The organism is Streptomyces sp. NEAU-W12, from assembly GCF_026242095.1.
Taxonomy (GTDB): Bacteria; Actinomycetota; Actinomycetes; order Streptomycetales; family Streptomycetaceae; genus Streptomyces.
Genome location: NZ_JAPJDM010000047.1, coordinates 1 through 24,534 on the forward strand (window position 1 = coordinate 1; position 24,534 = coordinate 24,534).

Annotated in this window: 17 protein-coding genes and 2 pseudogenes; 10 read left to right on the top strand and 9 right to left on the bottom strand. The window is 69.3% G+C overall.

Annotated features, from left to right (window positions below; all coding sequences use genetic code 11):
• Positions 1-260: 260 nt before the first annotated feature.
• Positions 261-707 carry a hypothetical protein gene (locus ORI94_RS33855; protein ID WP_266082741.1) on the top strand — a complete coding sequence of 149 codons (447 nt, stop codon included), beginning with the start codon at positions 261-263 and terminating at the stop codon, positions 705-707.
• 197 nt (positions 708-904) lie between these two features.
• Here ORI94_RS33855 and ORI94_RS33860 read toward each other — a convergent pair whose 3' ends face one another.
• The 3 genes and pseudogenes from ORI94_RS33860 to ORI94_RS33870 all read right to left on the bottom strand — a co-directional run.
• Positions 905-1,528 (bottom strand): hypothetical protein, encoded by a 624-nt coding sequence (locus tag ORI94_RS33860; RefSeq protein ID WP_266082743.1) that lies wholly within the window; start codon positions 1,526-1,528, stop codon positions 905-907.
• A 45-nt stretch (positions 1,529-1,573) separates the two neighbouring features.
• Positions 1,574-11,347 carry a LamG-like jellyroll fold domain-containing protein gene (locus ORI94_RS33865; RefSeq protein ID WP_266082745.1) on the bottom strand — a complete coding sequence of 3,258 codons (9,774 nt, stop codon included), beginning with the start codon at positions 11,345-11,347 and terminating at the stop codon, positions 1,574-1,576.
• A gap of 1,090 nt (positions 11,348-12,437) precedes the next feature.
• Positions 12,438-12,782, bottom strand: a pseudogene (locus ORI94_RS33870) (MBL fold metallo-hydrolase); the annotation flags it as partial.
• A 515-nt stretch (positions 12,783-13,297) separates the two neighbouring features.
• On the opposite strand from ORI94_RS33870, the gene ORI94_RS33875 reads away from it, so the two are divergent.
• A complete protein-coding gene (locus ORI94_RS33875) occupies positions 13,298-14,122 on the top strand; it encodes an ISAs1 family transposase (RefSeq protein WP_266082747.1) in 825 nt (274 codons plus the stop codon).
• A gap of 42 nt (positions 14,123-14,164) precedes the next feature.
• Positions 14,165-14,731 (top strand): hypothetical protein, encoded by a 567-nt coding sequence (locus tag ORI94_RS33880; protein ID WP_266082750.1) that lies wholly within the window; start codon positions 14,165-14,167, stop codon positions 14,729-14,731.
• Here ORI94_RS33880 and ORI94_RS33885 read toward each other — a convergent pair.
• The 5 genes from ORI94_RS33885 to ORI94_RS33905 form a co-directional block, all read right to left on the bottom strand.
• The gene (locus ORI94_RS33885) at positions 14,649-15,464 is read right to left on the bottom strand and encodes an IS5 family transposase (protein ID WP_266082752.1); all 816 of its coding nucleotides are present in this window, start codon (positions 15,462-15,464) and stop codon (positions 14,649-14,651) included. The genes ORI94_RS33880 and ORI94_RS33885 overlap by 83 nt on opposite strands.
• A 286-nt stretch (positions 15,465-15,750) precedes the next feature.
• Positions 15,751-16,176 carry a hypothetical protein gene (locus tag ORI94_RS33890; RefSeq protein WP_266082754.1) on the bottom strand — a complete coding sequence of 142 codons (426 nt, stop codon included), beginning with the start codon at positions 16,174-16,176 and terminating at the stop codon, positions 15,751-15,753.
• A gap of 31 nt (positions 16,177-16,207) precedes the next feature.
• Positions 16,208-16,705, bottom strand: coding sequence for an HAD domain-containing protein (locus ORI94_RS33895; RefSeq protein WP_266082756.1), 498 nt, complete (start codon positions 16,703-16,705; stop codon positions 16,208-16,210).
• Positions 16,702-17,955: an IS256 family transposase gene (locus tag ORI94_RS33900; protein ID WP_266082758.1), complete on the bottom strand. Its 1,254-nt coding sequence runs from the start codon at positions 17,953-17,955 to the stop codon at positions 16,702-16,704. Before ORI94_RS33900 ends, ORI94_RS33895 begins: the two co-directional genes overlap by 4 nt.
• A gap of 390 nt (positions 17,956-18,345) precedes the next feature.
• Positions 18,346-19,380 carry a helix-turn-helix transcriptional regulator gene (locus ORI94_RS33905; protein ID WP_266082760.1) on the bottom strand — a complete coding sequence of 345 codons (1,035 nt, stop codon included), beginning with the start codon at positions 19,378-19,380 and terminating at the stop codon, positions 18,346-18,348.
• 96 nt (positions 19,381-19,476) lie between these two features.
• On the opposite strand from ORI94_RS33905, the gene ORI94_RS33910 reads away from it, so the two are divergent.
• The 3 genes and pseudogenes from ORI94_RS33910 to ORI94_RS33920 form a co-directional block, all read left to right on the top strand.
• A complete protein-coding gene (locus tag ORI94_RS33910) occupies positions 19,477-19,881 on the top strand; it encodes a hypothetical protein (RefSeq protein WP_266082762.1) in 405 nt (134 codons plus the stop codon).
• 53 nt (positions 19,882-19,934) lie between these two features.
• A complete protein-coding gene (locus ORI94_RS33915; protein WP_266082764.1) occupies positions 19,935-20,708 on the top strand; it encodes an SDR family oxidoreductase in 774 nt (257 codons plus the stop codon).
• Between the two features lie 6 nt (positions 20,709-20,714).
• Positions 20,715-20,872, top strand: a pseudogene (locus tag ORI94_RS33920) (IS5/IS1182 family transposase); the annotation flags it as partial.
• Between the two features lie 632 nt (positions 20,873-21,504).
• Here ORI94_RS33920 and ORI94_RS33925 read toward each other — a convergent pair.
• Positions 21,505-22,026 (bottom strand): hypothetical protein, encoded by a 522-nt coding sequence (locus tag ORI94_RS33925; RefSeq protein ID WP_266082765.1) that lies wholly within the window; start codon positions 22,024-22,026, stop codon positions 21,505-21,507.
• A 471-nt stretch (positions 22,027-22,497) separates the two neighbouring features.
• Between ORI94_RS33925 and ORI94_RS33930 the strand changes: the two genes are divergently transcribed.
• The 4 genes from ORI94_RS33930 to ORI94_RS33945 all read left to right on the top strand — a co-directional run bounded on the left by ORI94_RS33930 (position 22,498) and on the right by ORI94_RS33945 (position 24,439).
• Positions 22,498-22,905: a hypothetical protein gene (locus ORI94_RS33930; protein ID WP_266082767.1), complete on the top strand. Its 408-nt coding sequence runs from the start codon at positions 22,498-22,500 to the stop codon at positions 22,903-22,905.
• Positions 22,906-23,255: 350 nt separating this feature from the next.
• A complete protein-coding gene (locus tag ORI94_RS33935) occupies positions 23,256-23,420 on the top strand; it encodes a hypothetical protein (protein ID WP_266082769.1) in 165 nt (54 codons plus the stop codon).
• Positions 23,421-23,591: 171 nt separating this feature from the next.
• Positions 23,592-23,879: a transposase gene (locus ORI94_RS33940; protein WP_266082771.1), complete on the top strand. Its 288-nt coding sequence runs from the start codon at positions 23,592-23,594 to the stop codon at positions 23,877-23,879.
• A 167-nt stretch (positions 23,880-24,046) separates the two neighbouring features.
• The gene (locus tag ORI94_RS33945; protein ID WP_323056115.1) at positions 24,047-24,439 is read left to right on the top strand and encodes an IS3 family transposase; all 393 of its coding nucleotides are present in this window, start codon (positions 24,047-24,049) and stop codon (positions 24,437-24,439) included.
• Positions 24,440-24,534: the final 95 nt, after the last annotated feature.

A 24,534-nucleotide genomic window follows, 5' to 3' on the forward strand; every position in this document is an offset into this window, starting at 1 on the left:
GCCGTAGATAGCGGCTGTGACACCACGCGCTGAGGTGGCCGCATCCGGTACATCCCGCTGGAACACCGGACCTCGTGCGGGCGCGGACCGCCACGACAGCATCAGAGACATCGGCCGAGACCACCAGCACATTAGTCAACTGCGGTAACAGGCTTGCCAGTTCAACAGAGCACAACCACAGGCTGCCCGCTACGCGGACCGGTCCACCGTGTCACCAAGATGATCTCCGGCTACGAAAATCTTGCCAGAGCCACGTTTTCTTGTACGCCGACAAACGCGAACGCGGCCACCACCGCGAGGAGATTCGTCGTCTCAAGACGGCCGTGTTCGCCCACCGCGGCTACCCGCACGCCCGCCAGGCCCTCCAAGTCGTCCGCTGGAGAAGGGACCTGGGCACCGGCAAACTGACGATCAAAAGAATCCATCTGGTCACGAGCCTCCCGCCCGGCGAGGCCACCGGCAGCGAACTATCCGCCTGGATCCGCGGCCACTGGCGCATCGAGAACCAGCTCCACCACGTCCGCGACCGCACCTTCCACGAGGACGCCTCGAAAATCCGTACCCACCACCTGCCCCGCGTCATGGCCGGCCTACGCAACCTCGCCATCGGCGTCCACCGCCAGGACGGCCACACCAACATCGCAGCCGCCCTCCGCCGCACCGCTCGAGACCACCTACGGCCTCTCACCGCCCTCGGACTGACATGACGAACCCGGACACAAGATCACTTCTCAAAGACCCTGGGAGCCGCCGAAAAATAACTTCGGTGTCTGCTCCGGCTGTTGGGGCCGTAGGGTGCTGTTGTGGTGGAGGGGATCGAGGCGGTTCTGGCGGAGAAGTTCGCCCGCTCCTTGCCCACCCTTGGGCGCATAGAAGATCGTCTCTCCTCGATTGGTGGAGGGTGTCATTCCAAGCCAGCGAAGGGATCCGTCGATTCGCCCGTCCAGGGGTCCACGCCCTCGTCCAGAAAGCGCTCCTCCTCCCTGAAGTTCAGGAAGCGCGCGCTTCCTCTCCGCCACAGCGTCGTGACGCTCAGGGGACACTCATCGAAGTCACCTTCGAGGACGCGTGCGATGAACTCGGTCATCCCGCACTCGTAGACGGCCCACCCGCCGCTCTGCCGTGCCCACACCGCCACGGGCCACCGGTCCGGATCCGGGTCCGAAGTCACCCAGCACAAGGCGTCCGCGCCGTTCGTCTCTCCCCAGACCAGCATGTCCTCCAAGCGGTGACGGGGGCCGTCCTCCGTCCACTGCCAGGCGTCCAGCACGTCCGACCGCAGTACCTCGTCCGGCAGCCGACCTACCGTCAGTGGGGCGGCTGACTCTCCCGGGCGGGGAACGGACACGAACAGGCTGTCCTCGAACGACCCCGCACCAAAGGCAGCGACGAACGCCCGGTAGTCGGCCGGGAACGACACCACGCCGAGGTCAGTCGCAGCGGCCTTCCAGACGATCTCGTCCCCTGCCTCACCAGAGGGGTGGAGCATGGAGACCTTATCCGTCAGCCGGTTCAGCTTGTCGTTCACAACACTCCTCGTTCCGCGTCCTTCGGAGATTCGCCCATCGCTCCCCTACGGGGTGGCTCCAGTCGGTACCGCCTTGCCCTTGTAGGTGACACCCCCGATGTTGTACCAGCCCTTGAACTTGTTGCTGTACATCATGTTCGGCACCACGTCGTCCAGTGACAGACCGGGCTTGCCGTTCAGAGTGCCATGTGCCGTCATCTCGTAGGCCACCGGCACCGTCCTCGGGCCCATGTAGACCGGAGTCACCTGGTAATGGACGACCTGACCCTGGTCGATCGCGTTCTTCACCTGCTTCTCGTAAAAGTACATGTTCTCGACGATTCCAGGATCATTCGGGGAGATGCGGTTGGCGTTCGCCGACCTGGCACAGGTCGAGAGATTCTCCAGCTGCAGGCCATTCCCGCTCAGGTCCTTACCGAGTAGGTGGCAGGCGTTGACCCACTGCCCGGGGGGCCGGTTGCCAAGGTAACCGGCGTAGTCCCGGGCCCACTTGTACCCGGGGGGCGCAACCTTGTCCGGGTCAGTTGCCGAACCGGGGTGGGTCTTGAGGTAGGCACTGTCCAAGCACGCTTCCACCCCGGTGGCCCGGTCGCCGTGGGCGCTGTCCAGGTCACCGGGCTCGACCCAGCCCTCGCCGCCGCGCCGGCAGTCGCCGCCGCGGCCGGTGCCGGGGTCGGTGCCGGGGGCCGTGTGAGTCTGCGGAGTGGTTTCGGTGGGGGTGTAGGTGTCGTCGCCCGTGACCATGTCGATCAGGTCCTGGGCTCGGTGGACTACCTTCACCGCCTTGAGGATTTCTTCGGGCGTGGGCTTCCAGGGATCCCAGTCCGGCTTCGGGGTACGCGTGACCTTGGTACCGGGACCCTTCGGGTTCTGGATGATCGGCGGCTTGGGCGGCGCGGTCACCTTGAAGCCGCGCGGACCGCCGCCGCCGTAGAAGGAACCGAAACCCCCGCCGTAACCGCTGCCCCCGCCGCCGTACCCGCCGCCCCCACCGCCGCGTCGGGCCTGGTCCGCCAACTGCTGGGCCAGGGCCGCAGCCGACGCGTAGGCGTTGTCCCGCTCCTTCGCCAGCGAGTTCCGCCATGCCTGGTAGGCGGCGGCCGCCGCCTGGGCGGCGACGCCTGCGGCGGCCGCGCCCGCTCCGCTGTTCGGACTCCAGGTGTAACCGCGGCTGCGGCTCGTGGTCCCCGAGGACCGGTTGCGCAGGTACTGGTCGGCGACGACGGCTCCGCCACCGACTGCGACGGTGCCGAAGACGCCCCACCCCAGTGCCTTCCAGGCCGCGATTCCGCCGATGATGACGAAGGGAACGGCGTGCCCGGTGGGGTCGGTGGCGTTGAGCGGGGTGGCGTTGCCGTATGTGTAGCGGTTGACCTGTACCGACGGGCTCGGGGCGAGCTGCCAGGTGTCGCGGGAGGCGAAGGCGCCGGTGCCGGGCTGGTACCAGCGGGCGGCCATGTTGACGTCGCCCGACTGCGGGTCGGTCCAGCCGGACTGGTAGCCCACCGCCGGCATGCTGCCGTCGGTGGCGGTGACCGTGCCGGAGGGGTCGTAGGCGGTGGAGCCGGTGACCGTCGTGCCCTCGACGGACAGGCCGGCCACGAGGTCGGTGTGCCGGTCGGTCACCGACCACTGGGCGGTGGTGCCGTCGGTGCTGGCCAGCAGGGCGCCGGCCGGGGTGCGGCTGTAGTCCGTGGTGCCGTCACCGAGAAGGTTGTTCGAGCCGCCGTCGTACCGGAACGTCGCAGTGCCGTTCGTGGCAACGCGGTCAAGCGAGTCGTAGCCGAACGTCGATGAACCGTCCGTCACCTTGCGTTCGAAGGCGTCGAAGGTGAAGGACCGGGTGTCGGACCCCGTTTCGACGGTGGCGAGGGTACCGCGGGGGGTGTAGGTGTACGCCGAGGTGCCGTCGGTCAGCAGGCGGTTGCGTGCGTCGAAGGCCGCAGTGGCCTGACCGGCCTTGACGCGGTTGCCGGAGGCGTCCCACTCGTAGTGGGTCGTCTGATCGCCGCTGGTCCAGTAGGCCAGGCGGTCCGCCTGGTCGTAGCCGTAGACGTGTTCGCCCGCGCCCGCCGTGCCGCTGGTCCGCTTCCAGGTGAGGCGGTCGGCCAGGTCGTAGGCGTAGGTGGTGGACGCGATCTCGGTCGTCTCGTCGGGGGTGGTGATGATGTCGTCGGTGAGGCGGCCGAGGCTGTCGTAGCCGTAGGAGCGGCGGGCCGATTCCGTCCATTCCGTGGAGCCGTCCGGCTGGATGGCGTACTGCTCCATGACGGGGCGGCCGGCGGCGTCCCACTCGTACCAGATGTCCGCGCCGGTCATCTCGTTCCACAGCCATTCCAGCCGGCCCGTTGAGTCGTAGCCGTAGGAGGTGGTGTTCTTCGCGTCCGACCGCTCGGTCATGTGGCCGTCGGCGTCGTAGGCGTAGTCGACCGTGCCGCCGGGGCCCGCTGCGGTGAGGAGTTGGCCGCGGTCGTTGTATGTGTAGGTGTTCGGGGTGAGCGGGTCGGTGGTGCCGACCGAGGTCAGGCGGTCCGCCAGGTCGTAGGTGAGAGTGCGGTCGGTGGTGTCCGCCTCCGCGCCGGTGCCGGTCTCGTGGATGAGGCGGCCCAGGCCGTCGTAGGTGCTCTCGCGCTTGCCCCCTCCGGGCAGGAGTTCCGTCACCGCCTGTCCGACCTGGTCGTAGACGGTGGTCCAGGTGCGGTCGGCCGCTTCCGGATGGGCGGCGGTGGACGGCTCGATCGTGGACTCGGGCAGACCCCAGCTGTTGAAGGTGTAGACGGTGGTGTTGCCGCGTCCGTCCGTCAGCCGGGTGCGGTTGCCCGCCGCGTCGTGGCCGAAGGTGGTGGTGATCGACTCGGTGGCGGAGACCGGTTCGACCTGCTTGGTCATGCGGCCGAGCGCGTCGTATGTGTAGGTCGTGCGGGCCCGGGTCTCGGGAGAGATGACTGCCGTCCGGTTGCCGTCGGCGTCGAACTCGGCGACCAGTGTGCGCAGCGCCGACGTGCTGGTGCCGTAGTCGGTGACCGCGGTCGCGTTGCCGAGGGTGTCGTAGGCGGTCGTGGTCCGGCGGTTCGTGGCGTCGGTGGTCTCCGTCCGGCGGCCGAGGCCGTCGTAGCCGTATCGGGTGGTGCCGGCCGGGGTCGTCACCGACAGCACCTCACCGGCCGCGTTGTACGTGCCGGTCGTAGTGATGCCGCCCGGTGTCGTCGACGCCGTCCGGTTGCCCGCGTCGTCCCAGGTGTAACGGCTGGTCAGGTTCTGGGCGACCGGATGACGCTCGACGGTGGTCGCGGTGAGCTGTCGGCCGAGGTCGTCGTAGGTGGCCTCGGTGCGGGCGCCCGTCGGGTCGGTGACCGAGAGCTGGAGACCGGTCGGGGTCCAGGTGTAAGCGGTGATTCCGCCGCCGTCCGCGCTCACCGACGGTCCCATGATCAGGTCCGGGTCGGTCTCGGCGGCGGCGAGGGCGTCCACCGCGCCGGCCACCGGGTCCGTCCGGCTGGTCAGCCGGCCGAACTGGTCGTAGCCGTAGCGGGTGATGCGGCCCAGTGGGTCGGTGACCGTGGCCGGGAGGCCCAGTGCGTTGTAGGTGGTGCGGGTGGTGGCCGTCAGCGGGGCGGTGCCGCCGGGCGGGGTGTAGTCGGGCAGGGTGACCGCGGTCGTACGGCCCATGGCGTCGACCTCGGCACGGGCCACCTTGCCGCGCGGATCTTTTGTCCCGGTAACCTCGCCGAAGGTGTTGTAACCGGTCAGGGTCACCGGCTCGACCGTGGTGGCCTCCTCGCCGTTCTGCTCCGCCTTGACCGGTGGGGCGGTCTGCTGGGCCAGGCGGCCCAGGGCGTCGTAGCGGTAGGTCGTGGTGTATGCGGTCGGGTCGGCGCCGGCGGCGTTGCCGCGCGGGGTGACGGTGGTCAGGGGCAGGCCGCGGTCGTCGTAGCTGTGCGTGGTGGTGTGGGTGGTGTCCCCGTCGGTGATGGTCTGCCGCACCGGGTTGCCTGCGGTGTCGTAGTCCGATGTGGTGGTCAGTGTTCTGTCGCCGGTGATCGGCTGCGTCTGCTCCGTGACCCGGTCGTCGCCGTCGTAGGCGAAGGTCGTGACCCGGTTCAGGCCGGCCGGGTCGAGGACGGACTTCACGGTGCGGCCGGTCGCGTCCACCTGGTGGGTGACCGTGGTCGTGCCACCGCCGGTGATCTGTCGGGTGAGGTGCCCGGTGCCGTCGTAGCTGTTGGACTCCGGCACGATGTCGCGCCGGGTGCCGTCGGACTTGGTGACCTGCTCGGCGGTCACGGTCGCCGTGAGGCCGTCGTCGAAGTAGGTGTACGAGGTGGTGGCGCCCATGGCGTCCGTGGTGGACGCCAGGCGGCCGGCCGGGTCGTAGGCGCGGGATTCGAGCACCAGGTCGTGGACCTCGCCGGTCGGGTCGCCGGTCCAGTCCTTCAGGACCGTCTCGGCGAGCTGCCTGCGGGGCGTGTAGGCGTAGGTGACGGTGGTGCCGGCCGGGTCGGTCTCGCTCTTGACGCGGCCGAGCGCATCGTGGGTGTAGGTGGTGGTGCTGCCTTCGGCGTCGGTGACCGTGTCGGGCAGGCCGTGGTTGTCGTAGGTGTGGGTGATGGTGCGGGCCGGGTCGCCGCCGGTGGTGTCCTCGGTGGTCTCGGTCAGCAGGTTGCCGTCCGGGTCGAAGGTGCGGCTGATCCTCGCGGTGTGGGTGACGTCGGTGATCTCGTTCTTCACTCCGGCGCCGGTTTCGGTGACGACTCTGGATGCGGCGTCGTAGGTGTAGTGGGTGGTCACGCCGTCCGGGTGGGTGTCCGAGATCTGGGTCTCGGTCGTCTTGCGGCCCAGGCCGTCGTAGGTGAACTGCGTGACCAGCCCGGATGGGGAGGTCACTCGGGCAAGGTCGCCGCTGGCGAAGTAGGCGTAGGTCGAGACCGTGCCGCCCGTGGTGGTGTCGGAGGCGGGCAGCCCGGCCGGGGTGGTGCCGCCGCCCACGGCGGGCTCGGTGCCGTCGGTGTAGGTCTTGGTACTGGTGCGCCCGTCGGCCAGAGTGGTGGTCGTGGGCCTGCCGGAGGCCGTGTACGCCATCTCGGTGGCGTAGCGGTCGTCATCCGGGCCCGAGGAGCGGGCGTCGCGGATGGTGACCGGCCGGTCGTTGCGCGGGTCCAGTTCGTCGTCCGGGTTGAGGTAGTGGTCGGTGAAGGACGTCCAACAGGAGTCGGCGTCCCGGCAGGTGGTGAGGGAGACGGTGTTACCTCGGGCGTCGTGGCCGGTGATGGTCGTGTGGCCGGCTGGATCGGTGACGGTGTGCAGGAAGCCGCCGGTGTCGTAGGCGTAGGCGGTGATGCCGCCGTCCGCGTCGGTGGCCGCGACCGTGCGCTGCGCGCGTAGCACGTCGTAGGTGGTGGCGGTCACGGCGCCGAGCGGGTCGGTCACCCGGACCGTGGACAGCAGGGCGGAGGTGTCCGATTCGACCGCGGAGCGGTAGTGGGCGGAGACCTGCTGACCGGTCAACGGATGTTGGTAGATGGCGACTTCGTCGATGCTGCCGGTGAAGTGGCTGATGTCGCCAGGGCTGCTGGGCCAGGCCGCGGCGGCGAAGCCGGCGCCGATGTAGGTACGGGTGTTGGCCTGGTGACTGACCGCACCGGTCATCGTGCCCTGCTTCACCCCGTCCAGATACAACGTCTGTGTCGTGCCCGAGGCAGAGATCACCGCATGATGCCACTCGTTGTCGGTCACGGACGCGGTCGAATTCAACGCTGTACCGGTCACCGACGAGTTCACGTAGAACTTGCCGTGCAGCTTGCCGTCCGTGCCGACGTACAGCACAGGCGTCCAGGAACCACCCACACCGGCCGGATCGTCGATCGCCCGGGACTGGTCACCCACCAACACCCCCGCCTTGGCGGTCTTGAACCACAACTCCACGGCCACATCAGTCGAACCGTGCAGAGCGTCACCCGGTACCTCGGCGTAGCCGGAGGTACCGTCGAAGGAGGCGGCAGTGTCGTCGCCGTCGGCGAAGGCGCCGCTCGCCGCGAGGGCGACCCCGTCGCCGTACGAACCGTCGGCTCCTTCGGGCAGGGCGCTGACCGCCGCGGCGCCGCGGCGGTCGCCGAGCCGCCAGTAGCCGGCCGGTGCGGAGGACAGGACGGCCTGCTCATAGGCAGCCGAGCCCGAGGCGTGGTCGGGGGCCGAGACCTTCCATGTGCCACCTGAGGCGTCGGTGACCTCGGTGGCGCGGTCGGTGGCCAAGTCGTAGACGACCTGGGCGTGCGTCAGGCCCGACGGCAGGGTCGTCTTCACCATGCGTCCGGCTTGCTGCCGGGCCGCGTGGTGCTGGGCCACGGATTGCTGTGCCAGCGGGCGGTCGTAGACGGCGACCTCGTCGATGACGCCGGTGAAGTGCCCGTAGGTGTCGGTGGCGTCCAGCGAAGGCCAGCCGCCGCCGGTGTAGCCGGCGCCGACGTAGGTGAAGACCTGGTCGGTGTGGTTGATGGCGCCGTCGAGGGTGCCGATGCGGGTGCCGTCCAGGTAGAGGGCCTGGGTGGTGCCGGCGCCGGTGAGCACCACGTGGTGCCAGGCGTCGTCGTTCACCGCGCTCTGGGAGGTCATGGCCCCCTTGCCGCCCTCGCGCCAGAACTGGCCGCGCAGTTTGCCGTCGGTACCGACGTACAGAGCCGGGGTCCACCAGCCGGGCTTGCCTTCGTTGAGGCGTTCGTCCTGGTAGGAGAAGAGCACGCCGGGTTCGGTGGTCTTGAACCACAGCTCGACGGAGAGGAACGACGAGGAGTGCACGGTGCTGTCGGGCAGTTCCACGACGGAGTCGGTGCCGTCGAAGGAGGCGGCGGTGTCACCGGTGCCGGACAAGGCACCGGGCGCGGCGTGCGTGACGTCGGCGTACTCGGCGTTGTTCAGGCCGGTCCGAGAGGGGGCCTGGCTGCGGGCCAGGGAGCCGTCCGCCTCACCCAGCCGCCAGTACGAGACCGGGTTGTCGTCCAGCACCGAGGTCCGGTACAGCGAGCCGTCGGCGTAGTCGTAGACGGTGCACTCGGTCGTCGAATCGGGTGGGCAGACCTTTGTTAGCTGGTCGCCGTCGTAGCTGTAGGTCCAGGTCAGGCCGGGCTCGCCGGAGCCGGCCGGGCTGGTGGTCACGGCGGTGACGTGGTCCCCGGTCCAGGCCAGGTCCAGGTAGCGGCCGGACAGGCCGTCGGTGACGCGGGTCAGCGGGCCGCCGTCCTCCTGTGCGTAGGCCAGTGACTGGGCACGTCCGGTGCCGTCCTTGATCAGGGCGAGCAGTCCGGTCGGGCTGAAGTGATAGGTGGTGCCGGAGGTGCCGCGCAGTACCCAGCCGTCGACCTCGCGGGCCAGGGTGCTGGTGCCGCCGGAAGGGCCCGCGTAGCTGCCGTCGGGGTTGCGCCCGTAGCGGACCTGGGAGCCGTCGGCAAGGGTGATCAGGACGGTGCCGGTCTGTGGTTCCTCGGTCAGCCGCATGTCCCAGCGGGTCGACCAGCCGGCCCCGAAGGTACCGGAGGTACGGGGGTCGAGGGAGTTGTAAGTGCGGGTGACGGCGAGTTCGGGGCCGGCTGTGGCGAGGGAGGCGTCGGTGGCCGCGGTGACGTAGTTGCCGGCGCGGGCGCCGAACTCGCCGCCGTCGTCGGCGCCGCCGAGGTGCCGGGTGATCCCGGGCTGCGGCACCTGGGTGGTGAACAGGGCGACGCCGGGCCGGGTGGAGGATGCGGAGCCGTCGTGGGCGTAGGCGTACCAGGCGTACTGCTTGCCCCAGGACAGCCAGCCGGCTGGTACCGCCCACTGCTTGGCGGTGGAACGGGTTCCGCTCCGGCAGTCCTTGCGCGTGTTCTTGCCCTCCACCTCGCAGATCTCGAAGGTGAACTGCAGGGTGCCGTTCGGGTAGCGGTCGACGTCGGTGCCGTTGGCCCAGAGTGTCGGCGTCAGCGAGTCGAAGACCGCGCCGCTGCCGGGGGACTCGGCGGTCAGCTGCGGCGGGATGTTCACCGAGGAGAATGTCATGGCCAGTGCGGGTACGCCGACCGAGGTGAACACACTGCTGCCGTACTCGGTCATGGTCCAGGCGAGGGTGTATTTGGCGGGGTCCAGGGCCGCGATCCTGGCGTCGACCGTCACCGACTCGCCGGGCGAGACGTCCTGCGGCATGTCGGTGTGCAGAAGGTTCGCGCTGCTGGAGATCTCCTTGCCGGCGGCATCGTACAGGTGGTAACGCAGCTTGTACTTACCGCCCTTGGGCCAAGTGGCCTGGCTCTGGTTCGTGACAGTCACCTTCATCGCGCCCTCGGCGTTCGCGGTGACCGGTGTGACCCAGGAGCCGAGTTTGTAGGTGGCGCCGAGCGCGGTCCAGGTGACGTCCAGGCTGGGCTTGTTGGCGTTGTCGTCGGAGCCGAACTGCTTCCAGCCCTTGGAGTCCGTGGTGGACGCCTTGATCGCCAGACCGTAGTTCTTCTTGCGGCCGTGCGTCCAGTCGTCGACGAGTTTACGACCGGCCGAACCGAGCTTGATGGTCTCCCAGGCGCGGCCGCAACTCCAGGTCTCGGTGCCGGCGGGGCGCCAGCCGTGGGCGAAGCTCTTGGAGGCCAGGGCGGCACCGGTGGAAGGGCCGGGGTACTTGGTGAGCGTGCTCTCCGACCAGTTCGAGGTGACCGGATGCACCGTCACCGGACGAGCCGTGCACGAATAGGACCAGGTCTCGTACAGGGCCAGGTTCGCGCTGAGCACCCAGGCGTTCTTCAGTGTCGATTCCAGGCCGGAGAAGCGCAGGAAGGACGCGGCCTTGTGGCCGCCACCGTCGTAGGTGCCGACCTTGAGGACGGTGTCGGAAGAGAAGCTCTGGTCGTACGGGGACTGCACATACGTCCCCGAAGTGGCGTCCACCGACGTCACCGACGGGTCGACGGTGACGGGGTAGACGCGCGCCGGGTCGTCCAGCCACTCCTCGTCCAGCACCACCTTCAGGGCGAGGGCCCCGTCGACCTGTATCAGTTCGTAGGTGACGCCGCTGGAGACCTCACCCTGGTTGGCGTTCGGGTCGGTGCCCGCGTCCTGCATCCACCCGGCCGGAATGCGGGCCCGCTCCGTGCCGTCTGCGCCGGTGAGCACCACCGCACCCGAATCGTCGATACCGGCCGTCAGTCCGGTGAGTGCCAGGGGGAAGACCCACTCGGTGGGGGCGGTGCGGTCGTGCAGGATCAGTAGTTCCTTCACCGAGTTGTTGCCCGCGACGAAAGAGACGTCCGCCGAGGAGCGGACGTTGCGGTAGGTGATCGTGCTGCCGTCCGTCTCACCGGCGCTGTGCACAGCGTCCTGGATACCGAAGGCGACAGTGGTGCCGTCGCCCAGGTCCATGGACACCAGCTGCTCGTCGTCCGCGTGGGTACCGAAGGAGGACACGGTCTCGGCGGACGTCACGGTCCACCCGGCCGGCTCGCCGGTACCCGCCGCACGGTTGAGCCCGCCGCCCTTCAGGCGTGGTACCAGTGTGGTGTCGATCTCCTGCCAGGAGCCGTCCTGGAGACGGAAGTTGATCGGTTCGTCATAAAAGCGGGTGGTGAGGGTGCCGTCCTCGTTCCTGAAGGTCCGCTGCTGCCGCCCACGCTCGCCGGGCAGTTCGCGACTGGTGTCCGGATCGTAGCCCTTTGCCTCCCGCGGTTCGGGTGCCGCGACTTCCCGCGGCTCGGGCGCCGTCAACTCCGCCTGGCCGACGTCGGCCAGCGGGTTCGTGGCCGCCGACCTCGGCTGCTCCGCCCCAAGTTCTCCCGGAGCGGCTTCGTGACCGCGGCTGCCGCCCTTCACTGCCGCTCGCGTGTCGGCCGTCGTGGTCGTATGCGACCGCCCGTCCGCACTGCCATACACCTGGTCGGGCGCCGGACCGGTCAGCAGGGAGCTACTGCCAGCCGGTCGGGGGGGAGACGTCGAAGGCCATTCCCTCCGTCATCGACAGCAGCGCCATGACCGCGGCCATCGCCAACGCGACCCTCCGCAAACCCCGCCCCATGTCCCCATCCTTCACAGAGAAAGCACAAGCGGACGAGAACCTATGAGCCGTTAACGATCATCAGATGAACGCTGGCGAAATGAATACTTAAGTTGCGGGCATGACAAGGTTGCCGAGGCGGCATGTACGACACGGATGAGGGGTGCGAGGCAAGGTGGCACCCGACCGACGGTGCATGCACCGCGGGCGACACCCGGCAACCCGACCCGGTTCCCTCAGGACAGGCCAATCGCCACAGCCACGATGCCCTACTCAACGAAATGCACCCGAGCGAACACCGTGCCGCTCCGGCCCTCGCGGTCCGTGGTTCGGGCACTGCCGAGGCGCTGGGCCGGGTGACCGCCGCCGGGGTCGCCGATACGGGTGTCGGCTGGAGCGTGTGGGGAGTGGTGGCATGCCGACTCGGGTACGACGTCGGGGAACCACGGCCGCGGCAGCCGGTCGCATCTGGAGTCCGAGCAGCGGAGCGGGCGCGGCAGCCGTCGGCGGGCAGGCTATGCGCTACGACCTGCGGCCACCGCACGATCTTCAGGAGTCCACACCGCCCCCGGTGATCACGCGGTGGCCGTACCCAGTCCCAGCCGGACCCGCGGCAAGATCGCGAAGTCGGACCGGAGTACCGGGCACTGCCTCCGACCATGGCCGAGCAGTGCGGCCGGGCGCTGCCCAGCCTGGGCTCCCTCCGGCCGGCTCAGCGCCCCGGGACCCGTGTTCGGACGACAACCAGAGACGGGTCTTCCGGGGACGGCGAGGGCCTGAACCGCCGAGCAGCGGCAGCACGCTCCACGCGGGGCGCCCCGTCCGAGGCCCTCAGCGCACGATCCCGCTCCCCAGCCGGAAGAAGCCCCCGTATCCGGGCCGTCTCACCGATCTCGTCCCCGGCCGACCTCACCGCTCACCGGCGAGGTCGAGATCCCCCTTGCTCGCCCCGGCCGCACCCTCAGCGATCCGGGGACGCCGCCAGGGATGCGCGATCGGACCCGAGACCGCCCGCCACCACGCCTCCACCGGCAGCTCCCCCGCCGGCTCGAACGGCTCACCCGGCCGCGGGAACGCCACCGCCTGACCGACCTCCCCGGCCGCGTCCTTCATCCACTCCCCCGGCTCCGCCCACGCGTGCGGCGCCAGATTGAAGGTGCCCCAGTGGATCGGCAGCAGCGCACCGCCCGGACCGCCGCCCTGCAGGTCGAGATGGGCCCGGACGCCTTCCTCCGGCGTCATGTGGATGTCGGGCGATATGACGCTCTATCAGGCTTCAAGCCAAAGACCACACCGCGATGTCTCGCCGACCGGGCCTCTTCGAGACTTGAGTGGGCATTGCCTGCGTCACCGGCGGTGCCGTCCAGTGAAGGGGCTTGCGATCGGTCGAGCCTGCGCTGTCTCCTAGCTCGGGCAACGCGCAGCGCCGCAGCATCCTTCCGCCGCGATCCCGTCGGTGACGGAGAAGGGGATCAGCCTGCGGCGAGACGATGCACCGCAGCAGGCGTTCTCACTCGTGCGCGCGATCGATGCGCGGCATGCAGGTCTCATCAGTAATGGCGCGGAGATTCCTGCCAACGGACGAAACCCAGGGTCTTTGAGAAGTGCCGAGGTGGGCGGTTCGCCTGCTGAGCGGCGGATGTGACGGCTTATCGGCTTCTGCCGGCGGGACACCTGGATGTAGAACAGGCATGGCCGCGGGTGATCATGTGGGTGTCGAGTCCGTATGAGCACCGAGCGAGTCCATGCCTGCGCGCCCATCTTCCCGCATGCCCTCATGCCTCCGGCAACTGGGGGACACCTCTAGCTCCGTCCCGCCCGAAACAGTCGCTGACCTGCGGAGTCATCTGGCCGCAGTGCCTGACCCACGGTCCCGTCGCGGCATCCGTCACCCATGGACGGCTCTGCTCAGCGCCGCGGCCGCCGCCGTTCTGGCCGGCGCCGCCTCGGTCACGGCGATCGGAGAATGGGTCGCCGACGCCCCGCAGCGCGTCCTGGCCCTGCCCGGGTTCCGGCCCGACCCGCTGACCGGCCTCATCCGGCCGCCCCACGCCACCACCATCCGCCTCGCCCTGGCCGCCGCGGACGGAGACACCCTCGACCGCGCCATCGGCGACTTCCTCCAACAACGCAAGGCCCCGGTCCCGGGACGACGGGTCATCGCCGTCGACGGCAAGACGCTCCGCGGCTCCCGCACCATCGACCGGTCGGCCATCGCCCTGATCGCCGCGATGACTCACAGCGGCCAGGTCCTCGCCCAACGGCAGGCCGACGGCAAGAGCAACGAAATCCCGGCCTTCGCCCCGCTCCTGGACGGCATCGACCTGGCCGGCGCCGTTGTCACCGCGGACGCCCTGCACACCCAGCACGACCACGCCTGCTACCTGCACGAACGCGGAGCCCACTACCTCGCCGTGGTCAAACGCAACCACCCTGGACTGCACGAGAAGGTCCGGCGCCTGCCCTGGCGGGACATCCGCCTGGACCACTACGAACGCTGTCCGCGTACTCGTCTGAGTGCGTTGTGGCAAAGGGAGCCTCTGTTCGATGAGCAGGGGCTTCTTCGTGTGCGGGGCATGATCGCGATGGGGTAGGGGCAGGCAGCGGACGGCTTGTTGTGGATCGAGGAGGGTGCGATGCCGTCGGTGCTGGGGTTGATGGAACAGCGTGAGGCGCGGGCGAGGCAGGATCTGGAGTCCTGGACGGAGGTTCTCGAGCAGGCTCAGGCGGAGGTGGATGCCGCGCGGGACTGGGTCGAGCGGGCCCGGGTGGGGCGTGAGGAGCTCGTGTCGGTGCTGGCCGGGGAGAGCCCGGTAAGTACGCCGGTTTCCGTGCCTTCTGGTGGTGAGATGGCTGCCGCCGTGGGGTCGAGCGGCCCGGGCGCGGGGCATGGTGAGCGGCCGCCGGTGTGGCGGTCGGGCCTGGGCGAGGAGGTGCTCAGCGGCCTGTATCGGGAGGTGTTCGCCGCGGTGGTGGCCGCTTCGGGGCCGGTGAACGGGGTGGAGCTGACGCGGGCGGTGGGCCGGGAGGCGGAGATCAAGAACGAGGTGGAGAAGATCCGGCACCGTGCCTATGTGCTGGAGAAGCGGGGCTGGCTGGTGCGGGCGAAGGACGGACGGTTCATGCCCGCGCCCGAGGCCGTCGGCCGGGGCGCTTCTCCGGCCAGCGCGGAGCGTCTGCGGCCAGGCGCCGGGACAGTCTGATCACGGCGGCCCACCACACCATCGCCGCGTGGTGGTCGGGGCGGCGTTCGTGGTCGCGGTTGAGGCGGCGTGAGCGGGAGAGCCAGCTCAGCGTGCGCTCCACCACCCATCTGCGGGCCAGTACGACAAATCCGCGCCGTCCGTCGGAGCGGCGCACGACTTCGACGCGCACTCCGTGGCGGGCGAACGCCTTCGCCAGCGCCGGGCCCTGGTAGGCGCTGTCGACCCACACCAGTTTCAGCAGCCGTCCCGGCTGGTCCATGAACGTCTCCAGCAGTGCGGGGGCGGCCTTGGAGTCGTGCACGTCGGCCGTGGTCACGGTCACCTCCAGGAGCAGACCCTCGGTATCGGTCAGGATGTGACGCTTGCGTCGGTCACGTGTCTTGCCGCCGTCGTATCCGCGGCTGTCCTCGCCGACGGTTTCCGAGGCGTCCACCGACTGGCTGTCGATGACTCCGGCACTGGGCTCGGCGTTGCGGCCTGAGCGTTTCCTCGCCGTGCAGCGCAGGCGTTCATGCAGTTCACGCACGTAGTCGCAGGTCCGCCAGCGGCGGAAGAAGTCGTAGACCGCCCGCCAGTACGGGAAGTCGACCGGCATGGCCATCCACTTCATGCCGTTGTCGACCAGGTAGCGCACAGCGTCGAGCATCTCGCGGTGGCAGTACGCCTCCGGACGCCCGCCCTGCTTGAGGAGCCAGGCCGGCACCGGCATCGCGGAGCGGACTCGACCCACTCCGCGTCCGTCATGTCACTCGGATAGCACCGCACCCGCCGCCCCGGAGCGATCGAACCGAACCTGTGCACGTAGCAGTCACACCCGGGGATGACCGTGGTGGACGCAGGCACAGCAGGGATGGTCAACTCGTCAGACAACGGGTCTCCTTGCTCGTGACCGGCCTCAACAACCACGTCACTACCAAGGGGCCCGTTTCTTCATGCCCACAACCGCACCGGCATCCCTGTCCGAATGATCACCCGCTCCGCAAGCTTCGAACGAGATCCGGTTTGCCACAACGCACTCAGTTCCTGCGGGAGGGACGGACGTCCAGCGCCTTGCGCAGGCGCCCCGCGATGGGCTGGTACCGCTGGACGAAGCTGAGGTCCTTCAGCCGGCCGGGCTCGGGGAGCTCCCGGTGCGGGGAAGGCCAGCGCTCGGAGATTGCCCAGCCAAGGGGGCACAGCCCGGCGCGGTTCATGTCCCGGTCGACGCCCGCCAGGTAGTCCTCATCGACGGGCAACTCCCCGTTCGACTGCCAGATCACCCCGTCCAGACGGATGGGCAGATGCGGAGATCCGAAGAGGAAGCCCAGGCACCGTTCACGCAGAACCGCCGCGCTCTGCTCGGGGCTCAGCGGGACACCCATCTCTTCGCCCCCGGGACCCGGGAGCGCGGTCCTGCAGTCGGTGTGCGGAAAGATGTCGATCTCCCCAAGAACGACGAGCAATTGTCAATTCCTGTGGATCACCGCGGGGGTCTCAAGTGGCCCGCAGCCATTGCTCGAGGAGTGCGAAGTCTTCGTTGGTGAGGCCGCGTGACGACGCGATGCGGTGGAGGAGGGCCGGGGTGGGGTGATGGGTGGACACCCAGTCGCGATCGGCGTCGGTGATCTCGTCGTCGACCCAGACGAACGGGCGTCCGTCCGCCCATGCCGCCAGGGTTCGGGTCTTCCAGTGCAGCCCGTACCACTGGTCCTCGCGTTCATGCGCGTCGGAGTGTTCCGGCCAGTGCACGACCGGCAGGGGCGGCAGGCCGAGCCGCGGTGCTATGTCGGTGTTCGCCTCCTCCTCCCAGGTGGTGGCCCAGACCAGCTCGCACGGCAGTGCCGCCAGGCGAGGCCCGACGCGCGGGTCGAGCCGCGTCAGGTGCGAATCTGCCGCGGTGCCTGACGGCTCGCGCTGCGGGCCGTCGCCGAACGGCAGGAGCGGTCCGTCGACGTCCAGGAACAGCAGCGGGCGTTCCTTGCGCTCACTCATGCCGCAGCCTCCTGCTCACGCTCGACCAGGACGCCGCGTTCGAAGCGGGCGCCGTTGCGGACGAGGGCGACGAGGTGGGGTGCGGTGATCGCGCGCCAGCGGGCCTGGGCGGACTCGGCGAGCTTGAACACCATCGCCAGGGCCGCGGCCGGACTGCCGGCGCCGCGGGTGACCTTGGTCCGCAGCTTTACCGTGCTGAAGGTCGACTCGATCGGATTTGTCGTGCGCAGGTGGACCCAGTGCTCGGCCGGGAAGTCGTAGAACGCCAGGAGTTCATCGACGTCGTCGGTGATCTTCTTGACGGCCTTGGGCCACTTCGCGCCGTAGGCGCGCCCGAAGTCCTTCACCGCCTTCTCGGCGTGATCGCGGTCCTCGGCGTTGTAGATCTCCTGCAGCGCCTTCTTCGCGCCGGGCTGGGCCGATTTCGGCAGGGTGTTGACCACGTTCCGGGTTTTGCGAACCCAGCACCTTTGATGCCTGGCCTGCGGAAACACTTCGGCCAGGGCCCGCCACAGACCCATGGCTCCGTCGCCGACGACGAGTTCGGGATCGCGCATGCCGCGCCGGCGGCAGTCCCGCAGGAGGTCGGCCCAGGACTCGGTCGACTCGCGCAAGCCCTCGGCGAGCGCGATCAGCTCCTTACTGCCGTCGGTGCGCACGCCCATGAGGACCAGGACGCAGGAGCGGGCCTGGCCGAGGCGGACCTTGGGGTGAACGCCGTCGGCCCACACGTACACGTAGTCGGATCCGGACAGGTCCCGGTCCTGGAAGGCGGAGTGGTCGTCGCTCCACTGCTTGGTCAGCCGGGTCACGGTGGCCGGCGAGAGCCCAGCGGCCGAGCCGAGGAACTGCTCCATCGCGGGCACGAAGTCGCCGGAGGACAGACCGTGCAGGTAGAGCAGGGGCAGGACCTCGCTGATCTTCGGGGACTTTCGGCACCAGGGGGCGAGGATCTTGGACGAGAACCGCTTGCGCTCGCCCGTCTCGCCATCGACCCGCTTGTCGTTCACCCGCGGTGCCTTCACCGCAATCGGTCCGGCGGCGGTAATCACCGTCCGCTCGCGGTGGTGGCCGTTGCGGACCACCAGACGGCGACCGGCCTCGTCCCGCTCGCCCGTCAACTCGGCTATGTACTGGTTGACTTCGCCTTCCAGAGCCGCGGCGAGCATCCGACGGGCGCCCTCACGGACGATGTCGTCCATCAGGGAGCCGCTCTGGGTTGTGCCGTCCTCGTTGACTACGCTCAGCACGGGCGTGCCTTCCCGACCCGCGCTGCAACGCGGGCCTACTCGATGACCAGAAGTCGATCACTCGGGAAGGTACGCCCTCCGCGTGCCACGAGGCACCCCTCCCGAGTCCGATCCACAAGTCTTGAGCATTGCTCAGAACGACGTGCGCTGTCGCGCTCTCCCGGTCGGGGTAGGACCAGTACCTCGGCAGCAGGACGATCACGTCGTAGGCATCGAGGGCATCGGCCACCGCCGCCGCGAGCGGACTGCGGTCCGTGCGGGGCAAGCCGCGGTCACTCTCCCGCGAGGGGTGGTGGACCTCCCACATGCAGGTGTGGTGCACCAAGACGCCGGGGCCGTCCGGCGAGGCCCACAGCGTGCTAACGAAAAACTCAGTAATCACTCGTCCGGTCACAGGCCCAGGACCGTCGCCACCAGTTCGCTGCGGCTGCGGACACCGGTCTTCGCGAACACACTCTTCAGATGGTCCTGCACGGTCGCCGCGGTGATGTGCAGTTCCACGGCGATGGTCCGCGACGGCAGACCGGCGACGACTCGCGCCAGCACGTCCCGCTCGCGCGGTGTAAGCCCGTACGCGAGCAGCAGTATCTCGGCCACGTCGGCGGCCGGCGCCGGATGTACCGTCACGGCGATGGCCGCCGGGTGCGGGCCACCACTCAGCGGCGAGGCCTGGACGGAGAGCCACCGGCCCGAGCGGCCGCGGATGCGTCCGTACGCCGGCAGCTCAGCGCCTCTTCCCCGTGCGGCCACCTCCAGGATCGCGGATGGCAGTTCCGCCTGCGACGGGCCCAGCTCGTCCCGCCAGAGTTTCGCGGCCAGGTTCTCCGAAAACAGCCGCAAGTCCTGGTCGAGCAGGAGCACTCCAGCCTCGGACGGGCCCGCAGCGGTGTCGTCGGGTGCCCGGTGGGCGGCCCGGCGCAGGGCCGCACCGACCGGGGCGGACAGCCGCCGCAGGACGCCGACGTCGGCCGGGGTGAAGTCGGGCCGCCGGCCGCCGCGGAAGAGGGCGACGACGCCCCAGCAGCGGCCGTCCACCACGAAGCCCGCCCGCAGCTCGTGCCGTGCGTCGATCATCGGCAGCACGGTCCGGTAGCGGTGGCTGGATTCCGGATCACCGCCGGTGGCCGCACCGAGCGTGCCCGCGGACACCTCGGAGCGGGCCAGCGCCGCGAACTTCAGGACGTCGTCCACCAGGTACTCGTTGTGCGCGGCGGCCGCGGCCGCCTCCGGTACGAGCCCGGCGCTGACTTGGTCGGCGGTCAGCAGCGTCATCGGGTCGATCGTGCTGAAGCAGTAGGAGTCGGCCGGGATGAGGCGTGTCAGCCGGTCGGCGATCCGGCGGCGCATTATTCGGGAGTCGAGGTCTAGACGGCAGATCGCCTCGATGTCGCGCACGGTCTCGCGCCGGACCATCGGGGAACTCACCCTTGCCACGGTATCCCAGAAATGTGGGAGGGCCGCCCGACCTCCAGGCGCCTACCGTGGGTCCGAGAAACCCCAGGTCACCGGAGGTACACCGACATGTCCCCGTCCATGCTCAACGTCGGACTGGATCCAGCGCTGGTGGACGACGCGCCCTCGTCACGGGCGGCGTTCCCTGAAATCGACGCCGAGGCGGTCCGGGCCGGAATGGCCGCGGGCCGGGCTCGGCTCGAGGAGCTCGGCCTCAGTGTCGATGTCTGCCTGCTCGACTACGGCCGCACGGCCGAGGCGGTCTTTCGCGCCGCGTTGACCGTCAAGGACTACGACATCGTGCTGATCGGCGCCGGCGTCCGGCTGGACCCGGAGCTGACCCCGCTGTTGGAGGTGCTGGTCAACACCACCCACGAGCTGGCACCCGGCGCGAAGCTCTGCTTCAACGTCAGCCCGACGACGGCTGTCGAAGCCGTCCAGCGGTGGTGGCCCGAACACAAGCCGCTGGTCTAGGCGCTCCATAGCACTCAAGAGACGATTCGATGAACGGGAGGCGGTCTTCCGCCATGTCTGCAAGAGCACTCGAGGACAAGGTCGCACTGGTCACCGGCGGCAGCCGGGGCATCGGCCGGGCGATCGCGGAGCGGCTCGCCCAGGACGGCGCCGCCGTCGGCGTCACCTACGCCCGCGACGAGACGGCGGCGGGCGAGACCGTCGAAAACATCCGCAAGAACGGAGGACGGGCCTTCGCACTCCAGGCGGGGCTGGGCGAACGCGGCGACGCGGCCCGCCTCTGGGCCGCCTTCGACGCCGCGGGCACGGAGCACGTGCCCGACGGGAAGCTCGACATCATCGTCAACAACGTCGGCATCGGGGATTTCGCATCCCTGGAGTCGTTGACCGAGGACGCCTTCGACAAGGTCTTCGCCGTGAACGTGCGTGCACCGTTCTTCGTCACGCAGCAGGGACTGCCGCGCCTGCGCGACGGGGGCCGGATCATCAACATCTCCAGCTCCGTGGCCCGCCTGGCCACGCCGGGAATGATCGCCTACGGCGCCACCAAGGGAGCCCTGGACAACTTCAGTCTCACCCTCGCCAAGGAGCTGGGCCCCCGGGGCATCACGGTCAACTCGGTGGCCCCCGGAACCGTCCTCACCGATGCCAGCGCGGCCACCCTGCTGGGCGATCCGCATGCCGAGGCGCAAGCGGCGTCTCTTGCCGCCCTCGGCCGGATCGGGCGGCCGGAAGACATGGCCGACATCGTGGCCTTCCTCGCCTCCGACGACGCACGCTGGGTAACCGGCCAGGTCATCGACGCAACGGGAGGCATGGCCCTCTGACGTGCTAAGGAGAGGAACACCGTCGAGCGGCTGATCAACAAGATGAAGGCCTGGCGTGGCATCGCCACCCGGTACGACAAGTCTCCCGACAGCTACCTCGCCGGCCTCCACCTACGCGCCTCGATGTGATCTGGCTCAAGGACCTCACCCGAGCCACCCATTGATCGGAACTCAATACGATCCCTAGTCGTCGGCTCCGGCGGAGTGGCCGGCTCGATCTCCTTCTTGCGGCGGCTCCGGCTGCGGCCCACGCCGCTCATGCTCCAGCGCCAGTAGTCCTCGGCTTCCTCGAGGAGCAGGACCCGCTGTCCGCTGTGTGCCCAGGCCGCCGCGATCCCGCCAACCAGGTAGTAGAGGTTCCCGGAGCGCTCAGCCAGGAACCGCAGGACATGAGGGGTGTGCGGAGCATCGCCGGCCCTCGCGCGGCGCAGAACTTCGGTGTACTTCTCCCCGCTCCGGCTCGCCCTGCGGGCGCTCTGCGCGGCGGTGGACTGGTTCTTCGGCATGACGTACTCCTCTGCCGAGCCGGGCCACGCCCCCGACACCGGCTCGTACGACTGCCGTGGACACGACGGAACGCAGAACGGGAAGGAGCGGGCCCCTCAGGACCTTGACCCCCGCTTCCGGCGGCGTGGCTCCGGAAGCGGGCGGTGATCGGCAGTACGCCCTAGCCGGGCAGGATGCTAACCGGCGCGAGCGCACCGGCCGAAGACCCGAGCCGCCGAGTTCCCCCGAACGGGCGAGGTCTGCGGCCCGCCTGTGTGCTGGGCAATAGGGCCGAGATCCCAGGTGATCCCTACCCGCTGCTGGAGTCGGTGACATCACCCTGCAGAGAACGGCCGCTGCGGCACTCATATACCGCGAGCGACAGTTCCTTCACGGCAGTACGGGCACGTTCGGCGTCCACTCCGTCATCGAGAGCCTCCAACGCGGCGGCCGCCGACACGCGAACGGAACGGGGGAGGCCGTCGTAGGCGGAGAGCCGGTACGCGACGGTGCGACGGGCCTCCTGCTCCTCATCGCTCGCCCCGGCAGGGGTCAGTGGGAAGACCGCTGCCTCGTACATCGCGATGCTCAACAGGACCGTGTCGGCGATCCCTTCCGCATAGCCGTCGCCGCTGACGGCCTGGACGGAAGTCGCTGCGGGCCGGGGGCGGACAAGCATGCCGAATCCCGCGCCCAGACTGGTGGTAGTCGCGCCCACCACGGCGCCCACCCAGCCGTCCAGGACGAAGCCGAAGCAGGCTCCGCTGCCCACCACGGACACCAGCACCGCGACGGTCATCACGTATACGCGGGTACGCAGCGGGGTCGTCATGGCCAGCAGTATGCCCACGCTTTGGGAATGCGGCCGGGGCCCTCGTGTCGTTGGCGAACGGAGCTGTTCGTCGCTCGCCGGGCTATGCGCAGCCACTCGGGTGGCGGACCTGGCGGCTGCGCCCGACAGCGATGCCCTGACGCTGCTGCGCAATCTGACCAGCACCGCCTACGGAACGGCTCGCCTGGTTCGGCTGCTGCGGCGTCCCGGCCAGCGCCGGGACCGCCGGGTGGTAGAACCGGGCATGACCTTCATAACGCCGGGCATGGCCGCTGCCGGCATCAAGGCCACGGGCAGCGTGGCCAGCGCTCTGATCGGACGGTACCGGCCCACAGGCGTGCCCCGGCTGGCAGCAACGAGGACCGCGCGGAGGCATACCGGCGGCTGCTGGACGCCTCCGCCCGCTCGTTCGGCTACGGCTACCAGTTCGCCCACCTCCGGCGTGAGGTCGGGCGGGCGGCGAACAAGGTGTTGCTTGGCCAGTTGCCCCAGGCATGGGAGCTCAGCAGTGAACTCATCGGCGCGCTGCAGGGCGTGCGGCTGTGCGGCAGCGTGCACGTCATCGCCGCCGCGGAGACCCTTGTTGCCGCGACCGGCGACCTGGACTTGAACGAGAAGAGCGCCGACCACTTCCAGCAGCAGGCCGGTGCTGTGGTGGCCGCCCGGGATGCGTTCCTGGACGTCTGCCGGGAAGACCTTGCCTACACCGCCCGCTGGTGGCAGGTGCGTCGGCGGATTAAGGAGCGCCGCTTCCTGCGTGAGCAGGCCGAGCGCAGAGGTGCCGGCAGTGCCGCGGTCGGTGTCGTGCCACCGCTGCCTGCTCGGGGAGCATCCTGGCCGGCCGGGCGCTCCGCTCGCGGCACTGCGCCATCGAGGTGAACGGGGCGTGCCCTGCGGCTATGTCTCATGCGCTCGGCTGTCCGCGGGGATAGCGATACGGGCATGGACCTCAATGACGTCATCGATCGCGCAGAGTTGCATGGGGAAGTTGCGCGCCGGTTCGGCAATCCGCCCGTCCCGGGGCGGCGCCGGCAAATGGATGCCCACCTGGCAGGCGCGTGGGCTCTGCTCGAGACCGCGATGAAGACGTATGACCCGGCCAATGCCCAATGCCCAAGGCCTGGTCCGGGCGGCGGCGGAGGCTCACCGGCAGTACACCGCCCCAGGCGCCCTGATGACCGCTGGCTTCCTGCACTTCATCTTCCAGGAGCTCGATCCCCCACGAGCGGTTGGACGCTGCCCTGCACCTTGCCCCGCGGGTGGAATGGGCCGGCCGTGTCGTGGAGTGCGTGCGGGCGGGGCTGGGCGATAAGGACTTCTCACGGCTGATCGAGGGCATCAGCGACATCCTGACCGACCTGGCCGACGAGGCCGAACCGGTCAGCGTGAGGTGACTCCGGCGCTCTCCGCTCGCGTCGCTGCGTCCGGCACCGATGCCCGCCTGAGCCTGTACAGCGCTTCGACGGGCCCGGTCCTGAGGTTCCCCCCCTGCCGGCCGGACAGCTTGATACTGGGACGGATGGTCCCGCAGGAAGCAGTCACAGGTAGTGAGCAGCAAGAGCAACATGAGTAAGCGGTACACGGCCGAGTTCAAGCGGGACGCGGTCGCCTTGGCGTTGTCCTCGGAGAAGACGGTCACCGAGGTCGCGAGGGATCCGGGCGTGAGTCCGGAAGGGCTACGCGGATGGGTGAAGCAGGCGAAGGTCGACCGCGGTGAGGGACCCGCCAGGGCTTTGACCACTGCGGAGCGTGAGGAGTTGGTCCGGCTGCGACGGAAGGTCCGCGAGCAGGAGGCCCCGATCGAGGTTCTGGGAAAAACGACCGCCTTCGTCGCTCAGGACAAGATGAGGTAGACACCGCGGCACGGTGTCGTTTCATCGATACGGAGAAGGCATCGGATGGTAATCCCGCAGGTCACAGCGTTGCGTTTCTGTGCCGTGTGCTGGGAGTGCCCCGTTCCACCTACTACGCGCACCGGGCGTCACGGCCGGCCCGGACGGTGCGGGAGCGGGCCGAGGAGGTGCTGGTGGGTGAGATCCGGGTGCTTCACGCCGGATCTCGCGGTGCCTACGAGGCCCCGCGGATCCACGCCGCCCTGCGGCGGGCCGGGCGGGTGGTGAACTCCAAGAAGATCGAGCGGCTGATGCGCAAGCACCGGATCGTCGGGATCACCCGCCGCCGGCGTCGGGGCCTGACCCGGCAGGCGAAGCGGGCGGTGTTCGCGCTCGACCTGATCGGCCGGGACTTCACCGCGCCCCGGCCCGGGATGCGGCTCGTCGGCGACATGACTGAACTCAGCACGCGGGAAGGGAAGTTGTATCTGGCGACCTTGTGCCGCTTGGAAAGTCATTGCTGCTGGTCAAGCCGCATATCGGTACTCGTTGATCGCTCCGCCGAGGATGCGGGTGCGTAGGAGTTTGTCGGGATGGCCGTGCTGGCGTTCGGCGGCGGGTTCCTCGCTCACGTCGGGCGGGAGTTGGTTCCGGGCCTGGTGAGGCCGGTGCCCGG